11 protein-coding genes are annotated in these 13,247 nt (G+C 67.4%); 6 read left to right on the top strand and 5 right to left on the bottom strand.

Translation table 11 applies throughout. The features are described 5' to 3' along the window. Nucleotides 1-4 precede the first annotated feature (4 nt). The 3 genes from WS61_RS30150 to WS61_RS30140 all read right to left on the bottom strand — a co-directional run bounded on the left by WS61_RS30150 (nucleotide 5) and on the right by WS61_RS30140 (nucleotide 3,208). Nucleotides 5-1,225 carry a DUF1501 domain-containing protein gene (locus WS61_RS30150; RefSeq protein ID WP_059505993.1) on the bottom strand — a complete coding sequence of 407 codons (1,221 nt, stop codon included), beginning with the start codon at nucleotides 1,223-1,225 and terminating at the stop codon, nucleotides 5-7. Between the two features lie 67 nt (nucleotides 1,226-1,292). Then, nucleotides 1,293-2,795, bottom strand: a complete 1,503-nt coding sequence (locus WS61_RS30145; RefSeq protein WP_059506107.1) for a DUF1800 family protein — start codon at nucleotides 2,793-2,795, stop codon at nucleotides 1,293-1,295. A 134-nt stretch (nucleotides 2,796-2,929) separates the two neighbouring features. Further along, the gene (locus WS61_RS30140; protein ID WP_034207558.1) at nucleotides 2,930-3,208 is read right to left on the bottom strand and encodes a hypothetical protein; all 279 of its coding nucleotides are present in this window, start codon (nucleotides 3,206-3,208) and stop codon (nucleotides 2,930-2,932) included. 258 nt (nucleotides 3,209-3,466) lie between these two features. Between WS61_RS30140 and ompR the strand changes: the two genes are divergently transcribed. From ompR to WS61_RS30120, 4 genes are all read left to right on the top strand, one after another. Then, nucleotides 3,467-4,201 carry a two-component system response regulator OmpR gene (gene ompR, locus WS61_RS30135; protein WP_006478565.1) on the top strand — a complete coding sequence of 245 codons (735 nt, stop codon included), beginning with the start codon at nucleotides 3,467-3,469 and terminating at the stop codon, nucleotides 4,199-4,201. Between the two features lie 41 nt (nucleotides 4,202-4,242). Then, the gene (locus tag WS61_RS30130) at nucleotides 4,243-5,604 is read left to right on the top strand and encodes an ATP-binding protein (protein ID WP_059505991.1); all 1,362 of its coding nucleotides are present in this window, start codon (nucleotides 4,243-4,245) and stop codon (nucleotides 5,602-5,604) included. A 189-nt stretch (nucleotides 5,605-5,793) separates the two neighbouring features. Next, the gene (locus WS61_RS30125; RefSeq protein WP_006478563.1) at nucleotides 5,794-6,342 is read left to right on the top strand and encodes a peroxiredoxin; all 549 of its coding nucleotides are present in this window, start codon (nucleotides 5,794-5,796) and stop codon (nucleotides 6,340-6,342) included. Between the two features lie 76 nt (nucleotides 6,343-6,418). Further along, nucleotides 6,419-6,946 (top strand): carboxymuconolactone decarboxylase family protein, encoded by a 528-nt coding sequence (locus WS61_RS30120; protein WP_006478562.1) that lies wholly within the window; start codon nucleotides 6,419-6,421, stop codon nucleotides 6,944-6,946. A gap of 121 nt (nucleotides 6,947-7,067) precedes the next feature. On the opposite strand, the gene ispF is transcribed toward WS61_RS30120, so the two are convergent. Then, entirely contained in the window at nucleotides 7,068-7,553 is a 486-nt protein-coding gene (gene ispF, locus WS61_RS30115) for a 2-C-methyl-D-erythritol 2,4-cyclodiphosphate synthase (RefSeq protein WP_059505989.1), read from the bottom strand. A 29-nt stretch (nucleotides 7,554-7,582) separates the two neighbouring features. Continuing rightward, on the bottom strand, nucleotides 7,583-8,293 hold the full coding sequence (ispD, locus tag WS61_RS30110) for a 2-C-methyl-D-erythritol 4-phosphate cytidylyltransferase (RefSeq protein ID WP_059505987.1): 711 nt from the start codon (nucleotides 8,291-8,293) through the stop codon (nucleotides 7,583-7,585). A 107-nt stretch (nucleotides 8,294-8,400) separates the two neighbouring features. Here ispD and mfd point away from each other — a divergent pair, with 107 nt between their 5' ends. Then, nucleotides 8,401-11,871, top strand: a complete 3,471-nt coding sequence (gene mfd / locus WS61_RS30105) for a transcription-repair coupling factor (RefSeq protein ID WP_059505985.1) — start codon at nucleotides 8,401-8,403, stop codon at nucleotides 11,869-11,871. A gap of 104 nt (nucleotides 11,872-11,975) precedes the next feature. After that, entirely contained in the window at nucleotides 11,976-13,196 is a 1,221-nt protein-coding gene (argE, locus tag WS61_RS30100; protein WP_059505983.1) for an acetylornithine deacetylase, read from the top strand. The last annotated feature ends 51 nt before the right edge of the window (nucleotides 13,197-13,247 follow it).

Here is a 13,247-nt window from a genome sequence, read left to right as displayed (position 1 = left end):
CGCATCACACCTTCAGCAGCGGCAGCGTGTCGAAACGCTGCTGCAGCACGCGCGTCGCGTCGAGCCCCCACCAGGACCCGAGCACGGTCGCGTAAAGCTGGCGGAAATCGACCGCGACCGGCAGGTTGCCGTTGCCGTCGAGCCGCCCGAGCGCGGGCGGTGCACCGTACAGCCCACCCGCCACGCGACCGCCCATCACGAAATGCGGTGCGGCCGTGCCGTGATCGGTGCCGTTGCTCTGGTTCTCGCGCACGCGCCGGCCGAATTCCGCATACGTCATCACGAGCGTCTCGTTCCAGCGCCCGAGTTCGATCAGCGCCGCGCGCATCGCGCTCACCCCGTCCGCGAACTGCTTGAGCAGCGCGGCGTGCTGCCCCGGCTGGTTCTGGTGCGTGTCGAAGCCGTTGAGCGTCAGGCGCAGCACCCCGACACCGTCCTGCGCGCCGGACCCCGACGCTTCGCACGCGGCCAGCACCTGCATCGCGGTCTTCACCGACGTGCCGAACGCACCGGCCGGAAAGGCCGTCCTGAATTCGCGCATCCCGCCGCGCGGGCGCAGCCGGTCGGCCGCCTTCACGATGTCGTTCTCGACGTCGATGATGTGCGCGAGCGCCGGGTTCTGCTCGCGCAGCGACGACGGCTCGGCGAGCCGGGCCGCACGGATGAACTGCGCGGGATTGACGAGCGCGATCGCGCGCGCGCCGTTCGACAACGGCCCCATCTCGGCGCTGCCGAGCACGACGCCGTCCGCCGCGAAACCGGGCGGCACGGGCGCCTGCGCGAACGTGCGCGTGAGCCAGCCTTCGTGCAGGTACTGATCCGAGCGCGACGCGGTGTCCCAGATCTCGATCGAGCGGAAATGCGACAAGTTCGGCTGCGGATAGCCGACACCCTGCACGACCGCGACCTGCCCGTCGCGCCACAGCGGCATCAGCGGCGCGAGCGACGGATGCAGCCCCGTCTGCGCGTCGAGCTGCAGCACCTGCTCGCGCTTGATGCCGATGCCGCGCCGGAACGAGTAGTACAGCGGGTCCGCGTACGGCACCACCGTGTTGAGGCCGTCGTTGCCGCCCTTGAGCTCGACGAGGATCAGCACGTTCGCATACCCGGCCGCAGGCTTTCGGCCGGCCTGCGGCGCGGCAGCCGCCACCGCGTTCGCCTGCCACATCGACACGCCGGCCGCCGCCGCGGCGCCCGTCAGCGTCAGAAAATCACGTCGGTTCATCGCACATCCTTTGGTTCGCCGCCCGCCGCCTTGGCCGCGGCCGCCACCCGCTTCGTCGTCGTTCGCATCATTTCAGTTGATAGGCCGGATCCATCAGCAGCGCCTCGAGATACGCGCTGCCGGTCGAATCCGTGTCGATCGCCGCGACCGGCGAGAGTTGCAGCACCGCGTGCTGCAATTGCAACTCGGTGGACAATCCCGCGATCGCCTGAGGCCGCGCACGATACTGCGCGAGCCAGCGCTCGAGGTCGAAACGCAAGCCGCCGCGCGCGGGCTTGGCGGGCATGCCGCGCGGGCCGGCGGCGGACGCCGCGTCGGCCACCGGCATCGCATGCACACGCGCGCTCGGCGACGGCGCGATCGCACGGGCCGGCGGCCGCATGCCGGCCGTCTCGGTCGCGCGGAACAACTGCTCGACGAACTGCTTGCGCGACAGCAGCGTCGTGCTGTTGATCCACAGCGCGCCGCCTGGCCAGCCCTTCACGTTCGGCGGATAGAACAGGTTCTGTCCGAGCGTGCGCACGGTGTTCGCGAGCATCTGCGGATCGCCGTACGCCACGTCGAACAGCCGCACCGAGCCAACCACGAATTCCGCCGGCGACTTGACCAGCACGCCGCGGTTGCGCGGATCCCAGAACGCGTCGGTCGACCACAGCGCGGCGAGCGCCGCGCGAATGTCGTAGCCGCTCGCGCGAAACCGCTCGGCCACCGCGTCGAGCGCGCGCGGCTCCGGCGTATCGGACACGAACTCGCGCCACAGCTTGCCGGCGATGAAGCGCGCGGTGTCCGGCCGCTTCAGCAGGATGTCGAGAAAGCCGTCGCCGTCGAACGGCCCGGTTTCGCCGAGGATCGTCTTGTCGCCGGCATCGTGCCATTCGGGCCGCACCGCGAAGCGCAGCGTGTCGGGATCGACCGTCCAGCCCGTCATCGCGCGCGCGGCCTCGGTCACGTCGTGTTGCGTGTAATGCCCTTCGCCGAGCGTGAACAGTTCCATCACCTCGCGCGCGAAATTCTCGTTCGGGCGCCCCTTGCGATTGCTCGCGCCGTCGAGATACTGCAGCATCGCCGGATCCTTCGCGACCGCGTGCAGCAGCGAGCCGAAGTTGCCGAGCGCCTCGCGGCGAAACAGCGCGTTCTGTGCGGCCATCGTCTGCGGGTAAGGCACCTTGTCCTGCCCGGACGTGAAATGCCCGTGCCAGAACAGCGTCATGCGCTCGGTGAGCGGCGACGGCGTCGCGACCATCTCGTTGACCCAGGCCGCGCGCAACGCATCGTAGCGGCGATTGCGCTCGCGCTGCTCGTCGCGCCGCATGTCGGGCGTCAGCGCCTGGCGCTGCGCGCGTGTCGGCGGCGGCTCGGCGAGCCAGTCGGGCCACGTCGTGACGGGTTCGCGTCGTGCATTGCCGAGCGTATCGGCCACGACCTGCGCGCGCGTCATGCCGACGATGCGCGCGACTTCGGCGGGAGCGGGAGAAAAACCGGTGCGGCCGAGAAAAAACACCGCGTCGTCGGCATCGAGCGGCGACTGCATGGCAGGCGACGGCGCCGATGCGGCAGCGCTCGCTTTCATCGTCATGGACTCCCGGAACGCACCGGCGGTGCGGATGCCCGTACAACGGCATTCGGCAGCCGAAAGTTGACGGAAAAAATGCTACGAATTCTTTCCGCGCGGGGATTTCCGCGCAAGGCGAACGACGGCACGCATCAGCGCTTGTACAACTCGCGCACGGCGTCTTCGATGTGCTGGCGCAACAGGTGCCGCTCTTCGGGCGTCATGTGCCCGTCGCGACGGCGCTGTTCGAGATCGGGAGGCACGGCGGAACGGGCCGTCATATCGGCGGCGCGATCGGGCTGCGGCGCTTTGCCGCGCGGCAGCTTGCGCGACGATGCGCCCTGCTCGGGGCGCTGCGCATACGCGAGGTTCGACGCATACGGACCGGCAAGCGCGATCGTCAGCATCAGTGCAATCCGGGCAGATCGCATGACCGTCCTCGCTTCTTTGGTCGATTTGTTCCCTTCGTCACGCGGCAACCGGCTACCTCTGGTACTTGAAAAACCCTGCGGAATTCGGGTGTACAAAGATGAAAGATGGAGTGCAGGGGAGTATCTACCGAATTTCGGCTTCGAGTAAAGGAATCTCTATAGCGTGCCTTTACTCGGCACGACACTACGGGTAAATTTTGTAACCGACTGTAACGCACGAAAATACGCGGCCGTGCGCCAATTCCCATTCGCGATAAGATGCCGATCATGGAAACGAAAAACCCCTCCAAGATTCTCGTCGTCGACGACGACCCTCGCCTGCGCGATCTGCTGCGCCGCTATCTCGGCGAACAGGGTTTCAACGTCTACGTCGCGGAAAACGCAACCGCGATGAACAAGCTCTGGGTCCGCGAGCGTTTCGACCTGCTCGTGCTCGACCTGATGCTGCCCGGCGAAGACGGCCTGTCGATCTGCCGCCGGCTGCGCGGCAGCAACGACCGCACGCCGATCATCATGCTCACCGCGAAGGGCGAGGACGTCGATCGCATCGTCGGCCTCGAGATGGGCGCCGACGATTACCTGCCGAAGCCGTTCAATCCGCGCGAACTGGTCGCGCGCATTCATGCGGTGCTGCGCCGCCAGGCGCCGGCCGAACTGCCGGGCGCACCGTCGGAAACCACCGAGGTATTCGAGTTCGGCGAATTCTCGCTGAATCTCGCCACGCGCACGCTGACCAAGTCCGGCCAGGAAATTCCGCTGACCACCGGCGAATTCTCGGTGCTGAAAGTGTTCGCGCGTCATCCGCGCCAGCCGCTGTCGCGTGAAAAGCTGATGGAGCTCGCACGCGGCCGCGAATATGAAGTGTTCGACCGCAGCCTCGACGTGCAGATCTCGCGCCTGCGCAAGCTGATCGAACCGGATCCGGGCAGCCCGCGCTTCATCCAGACCGTCTGGGGCCTCGGCTACGTGTTCATCCCGGACGGCGCTGCCTGAGCTTTTTCCTTCCCGGTTTCGCCCCGCCCACGGCCCGTCCCATGCGTATCGACCGGCGCCTTCTGCAGCTCGCGTTCGGCGGGCTGTTCTGGCGCACCTTCCTGCTGATCGCGCTGCTGATCTCGGTCAGTCTCGCCGCGTGGTTCCAGAGCTTTCGCGTGATCGAGCGCGAGCCGCGTGCGCAACGCGTCGCGCTCCAGCTCGTCGCGGTCGTGAAGCTCACGCGCACCGCCCTGCTCTATTCCGATCCCGACTTGCGGCGCGCGCTGCTGCAGGATCTCGAGAGCAACGAGGGCGTGCGCGTGTACCCGCGCGAAAAAACCGACAAGTTCAAGCTGCAGCCCGACGAATCGCTGAACCGCCTGATCGAACACGACATCCGCAGCCGCCTCGGCGACGATACCGTGATCGCGCAGTCGGTCAACGACATTCCCGGCGTGTGGATCAGCTTCAAGATCGACGACGACGATTATTGGGTCGCACTCGATCGCGATCAGCTCGACAACGTCACAGGTCTGCAGTGGGCCGGCTGGGGGCTGTTCGCTCTCGCGCTGTCGCTGTTCGGCTCCGCATTCATCACCAGCCTCGTGAACCGGCCGTTCTCGCGGCTCGCGCTCGCCGCGCGCCAGGTCGGGTCAGGCCAGGCGCCCGAGCCGCTGCCCGAGCGCGGGATGGGCGTCGCGGCCGAGACCAACCGCAGCTTCAACCAGATGGTGCGCGACCTCGAACAGCTCGAGGCCGATCGCGCGCTGATGCTCGCGGGCATCTCGCACGACCTGCGCACGCCGCTTGCGCGGCTGCGGCTCGAAACCGAGATGAGCCCGTCCGACCAGGCGACCAAGGACGCGATGGTCGACGACATCGAACAGATGGACCGCATCATCGCGGCCTTCATCGACTACGCGCGCCCGTCGCAGCGCAAGCCCGAGCCCGTCGATCTATCGTCGGTCGCGCAGGACGTCGCCGCGCGCGTGTCGGGCGAGGACGGCGTCGAAATCCGCACGCGGCTCGCGCCGAGCGCGATCATCGAAGCCGACGAGACCGACATGCGGCGCGTGATCGGCAACCTCGTCGAGAACGCGCGCAAGTACGGCCAGAGCAAGCAGGACGGCATCTCGCGGATCACGCTCGAGACGCGCGTATCGCATGCGCGCGTCGAGCTGTCGGTGAGCGACGAAGGCCCCGGCATTCCCGAGGATCAGCTGCCGCTCGTGATGCGGCCGTTCTACCGCGTCGACACCGCGCGCACCAAGGCGGACGGCACAGGCCTCGGCATGGCGATCGTGCTGCGGCTCGTCGGCCGCTACCGCGGCGCGCTGCGCCTGCGCAACCGCCACCCGGACGCCGGCCTCGAAGTCACGCTCGAATTCCCCGGCGCCGGCAAGGCGCGTGCGACCGCATGACACGTTCGCGCACGCATCTTGCGCGTCACACTATCGATCCGGTTGACAAAAGCTATGAAGGGCGTTAGTCAAAATCTATTGAAGCGGCGCACCAATAGTGTTATAGTCCCTTTCATGCTGTCACATCATCGTTGCAGCACCGAGGTAGCTTGACTCAGTCTTCTTCCCAACTCACACAGGAGTATCCGCATGAAAACCGTGGGCGATAAACTCGAAGCTTTCACCGTCGTAGCCGCGAAGCCGGGCTTCAACAATCACGAGGAAAACGGCCAGTCGGCGTTCGAGACCGTCACCGAAGCGTCGTTCCCGGGCAAGTGGAAGATCATCTACTTCTATCCGAAGGATTTCACGTTCGTGTGCCCGACGGAAATCGTCGAGTTCGCGAAGCTCACGAAGCAGTTCGAAGAGCGCGACGCCGTCCTGCTCGGCGGCAGCTCGGACAACGAATTCGTCAAGCTCGCATGGCGCCGTGAGCACAAGGACCTCGACAAGCTGAACCACTACTCGTTCGGCGACGTCAAGGGCGAACTGATCGACCAGCTCGGCGTGCGCGACAAGGAAGCCGGCGTAGCCCTGCGTGCGACGTTCATCGTCGATCCGGACAACACGATCCAGCACGTTTCGGTGAACAACCTGAACGTCGGCCGCAGCCCGGAAGAAGTCCTGCGCATTCTGGACGGCCTGCAAACGGACGAACTGTGCCCGTGCAACCGTGCAGTCGGCGGCGCAACGCTGTAAGCGCATCGATGCACGAAGCCCGCGGCGCACGTCCTGCCTGCGGGCTTTTTTAACGGCCAACCCATAGGAGATATCAATGGAATTCATCGACTCGATTAAGGCACGTATTCCCGACTACGCGAAGGACATTCGCCTGAACCTCGACGGCACGATCTCGCGCTCGTCGCTCGAAGGCACCGACGCGGTCGGCGTGGCGCTGGCGGCGGCCATCGCGGCGAAGAGCACGGTGCTCGTCAAGACGATTCGCGAAGCCGGCGTGCTGTCGCCCGAGGAGACGAACGCCGTGCTGACGGCGGCCGCGCTGATGGGGATGAACAACACCTGGTATCCGTATGTCGAGATGGCCGACGACGCCGACCTGAAGACGCAGCGCGCCGAATTGCGGATGGGCGCGTATGCAACGCACGGTGGCGTCGACAAGCGCAAGTTCGAGATGTACGCGCTCGCCGCGTCGATCGTCGGCAAGTGCCACTTCTGCGTGAAGTCGCACTATGCGCTGCTGAAGAACGAGCAAGGGATGACCGTCACGCAGCTGCGCGACGTCGGCCGCATCGCGTCGGTGATCAACGCCGCCGCGCAGGTGATCGCCGCCGAAGGCGAATAAGCGATCCGGTCGCGCGGCCGCGAGAGCCGTGCCGGCTGCCAACGAAAATGCCACGCATTCGCGTGGCATTTTTCATTTCGGCGGCGTGGCGTGCGGCGCGAACCGCACGCCACGCCGGACGTCAGCCGCTCCGCTTCACCAGCAGCGCGGCGGCCTGCGCCTCGATACCCTCGCCGCGGCCGAGATAGCCGAGCTTCTCGTTGGTCTTCGCCTTCACGTTCACGCGGTCGAGCGGCAGCCCGAGATCGGCCGCGATGTTCGCGCGCATCCCGTCGATATGCGGCGCGAGCTTCGGCGCCTGCGCGATCACGGTGCTGTCGACGTTCTGGATCGCGAAGCCGGCCGCGTTCACGCGGGCGACGCACTCGCGCAGCAGCACGCGGCTGTCCGCGCCCTTGAACGCCGCATCCGTGTCGGAGAAATGGCGGCCGATGTCGCCGAGCGCGGCCGCGCCGAACAGCGCGTCGGTGATCGCGTGCAGCAGCACGTCCGCGTCCGAGTGGCCGAGCAGGCCGCGCGCGTACGGAATCGTCACGCCGCCGATGATGAGGGGGCGCCCTTCGACGAGCTGGTGCACGTCGTAGCCTTGTCCGATTCTGAAATCCATGCGTAATCCGGTTTGAGATGAGGGGAAAGTCAGGAAGCGTTCGCGGCCCGCGCGAGAATCGCTTCCGCGAGCGCGAAATCTTCCGGGTACGTGACCTTGAAGTTGCGCAGGCTGCCCTGCACGACGCGCGGCGTGTGGCCGGCCCATTCGATCGCGCTCGCTTCGTCGGTCAGGTCGTGCCCTTCGCGCTGAGCCTGCAGGATCGCGTCGCGCAGCATGCCGATGCGGAACATCTGCGGGGTCTGCGCCTGCCACAGCGCGTCGCGCGACTCCGTGCGCGCGATCGCGTCGCCGCCGGCCGGCACGCGCTTGAGCGTGTCCGCCACCGGCAGCGCGACGATGCCGCCGACCGGGTCGTCCTTCAGCGTCGCGACGAGCGTGCGGATCAGCGCCGGCGTGATGCCCGGGCGCGCGGCGTCGTGCACGAGCACCCAATCGTGGTCGGTCGCGCCGAATTCGGCCAGCTCCAGCAGCCCGTTGAGCACCGACGCCTGCCGCGAGCCGCCGCCGCAGCGGCGCACCGCGAAGCGCAGGCCCGCGAAGCGGCGTGCGTCGAAATGGGAATCGTCGGGCGCGAGCACGACGAGCGTCTGCGCGAACTCGCTGCACGCGTCGAACGCGGCGAGCGTGTAGTGCAGCAGCGCGCGGCCGGCCAGCGTGCGATATTGCTTCGGCACGGCCGAGCCGGACCGGCTGCCCGTGCCGGCACAGGGAATCAGGGCGAAAAGTCGGGGAGTCACGAAGGCAAACGCCGGAAAGATGAAATCGAGAAGCGGATTTTATAATAGGTCTTTCGTCTCGACCGGCGCACCGCGATGCGCCCGTGCACGCCACCCCTGTCGTCCCTATGCCAGATAACGCTTCCACCCCGTCCGCTTCACCCGTTGCCCGCGTCAAGCCCGGCCAGCGTTTCGCCTTCGACGGCGCGCACGGCTCCGCCGACGCGCTCGCCATCGCCCGTTATCTCGCCGACAACCGTCCGGACGTGCCGCTGCTCGCGGTGATCTGCGCGAACGCGGTCGACGCGCAGCGGCTGTCGCAGGAAATCCCCTACTTCTCGCCCGATGCGCGCGTGCGCCTGCTGCCCGACTGGGAAACGCTGCCGTACGACACCTTCTCGCCGCACCAGGACCTCGTGTCCGAGCGGCTCGCGACGCTGCACGACCTCGGCGAGGGCCGCTGCGACATCCTGCTCGTGCCCGCCACGACCGCGCTGTACCGGATGCCGCCGGCGTCGTTCATGGCCGCGTACACCTTCGCGTTCGCGCAGGGCGAGCGACTCGACGAGGCGAAGCTGAAGGCGCAGCTCACGCTGGCCGGCTACGAGCACGTGAGCCAGGTCGTGCGCCCCGGCGAATACTGCGTGCGCGGCTCGCTGATCGACCTGTTCCCGATGGGCTCGCCGCTGCCGTACCGGATCGACCTGTTCGACGACCAGGTCGATTCGATCCGCGCGTTCGATCCCGACACGCAGCGCAGCCTCTACCCGGTGCGCGACGTGCGCCTGCTGCCCGGCCGCGAGTTCCCGTTCGACGAAGCCGCGCGCACGGCCTTCCGCAGCCGCTGGCGCGAAACCTTCGAAGGCGACCCGAGCCGCGCGCCGATCTACAAGGACATCGGCAACGGCGTGCCGTCGGCCGGCATCGAGTATTACCTGCCGCTCTTCTTCGACGAGACGGCCACGCTGTTCCACTACCTGCCGCAGGACGCGCATCTCGTGTTCGCCGGCGATCTCGACGCATCGATCCGCCGCTTCACGGCCGATACGAAGCAGCGTCACGCGTTCCTCGCGCACGATCGCGAGCGGCCGATCCTCGAGCCGCAGCGGCTGTTCCTGTCCGACGAGGATTTCTTCGCGTTCGCGAAGCCGTTCGCGCGCATCGTGCTGCCCGCGCAGCCGGCCGGCGGCTGGGCGACCGCGCTGCCCGAACTCACCGTCGACCGCCATGCCGACGATCCGCTCGCATCGCTGCGCACGTTCGTCGAATCGTCGGGCAAGCGCGTGCTGCTGACGGTCGAATCGGCCGGCCGGCGCGAGACGATCCTGCAACTGCTCGCGGAGCACCACCTGCGCCCCGCGTCGAACGACCACTTCGCGGGCTGGCTCGCGAGCGACGAACGCTTCGCGCTCGGCGTCGCGCCGCTCGCGACCGGCTTCGCGGTGCCCGCCGAAGGCTATGCGATCGTCACCGAGACCGAGCTGTACGGCGCGCTCGGCCGCCGCGCGGGCCGCCGCCGGCAGGAACAGGCGAGCAACGTCGACGCGATGGTGCGCGACCTGTCGGAACTGAAGGTCGGCGACCCGGTCGTCCATGCGCAGCACGGCATCGGCCGCTACATGGGCCTCGTGTCGATGGATCTCGGCGAAGGCGAGACCGAATTCCTGCATCTCGAATACTCGGGCGACAGCAAGCTCTACGTGCCCGTCGCGCAACTGCACGTGATCTCGCGCTACAGCGGCGCCGATCCCGACAGCGCGCCGCTGCACGCGCTCGGCTCCGGCCAGTGGGAGCGCGCGAAACGCAAGGCCGCGCAGCAGATCCGCGATACGGCCGCCGAGCTGCTGAACCTGTACGCGCGCCGCGCGGCCCGCGAAGGCCACGCGTTCTCGCTCGATCCGCGCGACTACGTGAAATTCGCGGAAAGCTTCGGCTTCGAGGAAACCCCCGACCAGGCCGCGGCGATCGCGGCCGTGATCGGCGACATGACGAGCGGCAAGCCGATGGATCGCCTCGTGTGCGGCGACGTCGGCTTCGGCAAGACCGAGGTCGCGCTGCGTGCGGCGTTCATCGCGGTGCTGGGCGGCAAGCAGGTCGCGCTGCTGTCGCCGACCACGCTGCTCGCCGAGCAGCACACGCAGACCTTCGCCGACCGCTTCGCGGACTGGCCGGTGCGGATCGTCGAGCTGTCGCGCTTCAAGACCGCGAAGGAAGTGAACGCGGCGATCGCGCAGATCAACGAAGGCAGCGTGGACATCGTGATCGGCACGCACAAGCTGCTGTCGTCGGACGTGCAGTTCAAGCGCCTCGGCCTCGTGATCATCGACGAGGAACACCGCTTCGGCGTGCGCCAGAAGGAAGCGCTGAAGGCGCTGCGCGCGGAAGTCGACGTGCTGACGCTCACCGCGACGCCGATTCCGCGCACGCTCGGGATGGCGCTCGAAGGGCTGCGCGATTTCTCGGTGATCGCGACCGCGCCGCAGAAGCGGCTCGCGATCAAGACCTTCGTGCGTCGCGAGGAAGAAAGCGTGATCCGCGAAGCGATGCTGCGCGAGCTGAAGCGCGGCGGCCAGGTGTACTTCCTGCACAACGAAGTCGAGACGATCGAGAACCGCAAGGCGATGCTCGAGGCGCTCGTGCCAGAGGCGCGCATCGTGATCGCGCACGGCCAGATGCACGAACGCGAACTCGAACGCGTGATGCGCGACTTCGTCGCGCAGCGCGCGAACGTGCTGCTGTGCACGACCATCATCGAGACCGGCATCGACGTACCGAGCGCGAATACGATCATCATGCACCGCGCGGACAAGTTCGGCCTCGCACAGCTTCACCAGCTGCGCGGCCGCGTCGGCCGTTCGCACCATCAGGCGTATGCGTACCTGCTGGTCCACGATCCGCAGGCGCTGACCAAGCAGGCGCAGCGCCGGCTGGAAGCGATCCAGCAGATGGAGGAACTGGGCTCGGGCTTCTATCTCGCGATGCACGACCTCGAGATCCGCGGCACCGGCGAAGTGCTCGGCGACAAGCAGTCGGGCGAAATCCACGAGATCGGCTTCCAGCTCTATACGGACATGCTGAACGACGCGGTGAAGGCGCTGAAGAACGGCAAGGAACCCGACCTCACCGCCCCGCTCGCCGCGACGACCGAAATCAACCTGCACGCGCCCGCGATCCTGCCGGCCGACTACTGCGCGGACGTACAGGAGCGGCTGTCGCTGTACAAGCGGCTCGCGAACTGCGAGCACGGCGACGCGATCGACGGCATCCAGGAGGAACTGATCGACCGCTTCGGCAAGCTGCCGCCGCAGGCGCACGCGCTCGTCGAGACGCACCGGCTGCGGATCGCCGCGAAGCCGCTCGGCATCGTGAAGATCGACGCGAGCGAGGCCGCGATCGGGCTGCAGTTCGAGCCGAATCCGCCGATCGATCCGATGCGCATCATCGAGATGGTGCAGAAGCATCGCCACATCAAGCTCGCGGGCCAGGACAAGCTGCGCATCGAGACGCGCTCGCCCGACCTCGCGATCCGCGTGTCGACGATCAAGGAAACGCTGCGCGCGCTCGGCCCGAAACAGGGGGCGGCCGTCGCGGCCCGTTGACGCGATCCCGACGGGCGCGACGTTGCTGCACCGCATCGCGCCCGACGAAGGCGGGCCGGCGCGTTTTTGAGTATGATTTCCCATTCATCAGACGGAGTTTTGCCATGTCCACTCTCGACGCGACGGCACCGTCCGCCGCAACCGAAGGCGACGCATCGCTCGTCAGCCTGCCCTGGGTCAAGCAGCTCGTGTCGATGGACACGACGAGCCGCGTGCCGAACCTCGGCCTGATCGAAACGGTACGCGACGCGCTCGCCGCGAAGGGCATCGCGTCGACGATCACGCACGATCCGCGCGAAGGCTGGGCGAACCTGTTTGCCACCGTGCCCGCGCACGACGGCTCGACCAACGGCGGCATCGTGCTGTCGGGCCACACCGACGTCGTGCCGGTCGACGGCCAGCAATGGGACAGCAACCCGTTCGCGCCGGAAATCCGCGATGGCCGCCTGTACGGCCGCGGCACCTGCGACATGAAGGGCTTCATCGGCGCGGCGCTCGCGCTGCTGCCCGAGATGCAGGCGACGAAGCTCGCGAAGCCGATCCATTTCGCGCTGTCCTACGACGAGGAAATCGGCTGTGCGGGCGCGCCGCTGATGATCGCCGATCTGGTGAAGCGTGGCGTGCAGCCGTCCGGCTGCATCGTCGGCGAGCCGACCAGCATGCGGCCGATCATCGCGCACAAGGGCATCAACGCATACCGCTGCTGCGTGCGCGGCCATGCGGCGCATTCGTCGCTGACGCCGAAGGGGCTCAACGCGATCGAGTATGCGGCGCGCCTCATCTGCCACATCCGCGACATCGCCGAGCGCTTTCGCGCCGAAGGCCCGTTCGACGAACTGTACGACGTGCCGTTCACCACCGCGCAGACGAGCACGATCCAGGGCGGCAACGCGATCAACACAGTGCCGGCCGAGTGCCGCTTCGACTTCGAATTCCGCAACCTGCCGACGCTCGATCCCGAGCAGATCTTCACGCGCATCGAAACGTATGCGCAGGAAACGCTGTTGCCGCAGATGCTTCGCGAACATCCGAACGCCGCGATCGAGTTCTCGAAGATCGCCGCGGCGCCCGGCCTCGACGCGACCGAACAGGCCGCGATCACGCAGCTCGTGCGCGCGCTGACGGCCGACCAGGACAAGCGCAAGGTCGCGTACGGCACCGAGGCCGGCCTGTTCGAACGCGCGGGCATCCCGAGCGTCGTGTGCGGGCCCGGCAACATCGAGCAGGCGCACAAGCCGAACGAATATGTCGAGCTCGCGCAGCTCGCCGGCTGCGAGCAGTTCCTGCGCAAGTTCATCCGCAGCATGTCGGTCGACGCGCACTGACTGCCTCCCGCCACGCCGGCCCGCGTGTGCGGGCCGGTCCACTCCGCCACC

The sequence above is a fragment of the Burkholderia sp. ABCPW 11 genome, assembly GCF_001523445.1.
Lineage (GTDB): Bacteria > Pseudomonadota > Gammaproteobacteria > Burkholderiales > Burkholderiaceae > Burkholderia.
Note: the sequence above shows the minus strand (reverse complement) of the source record. Positions and strands in the feature narration are given on the sequence as shown.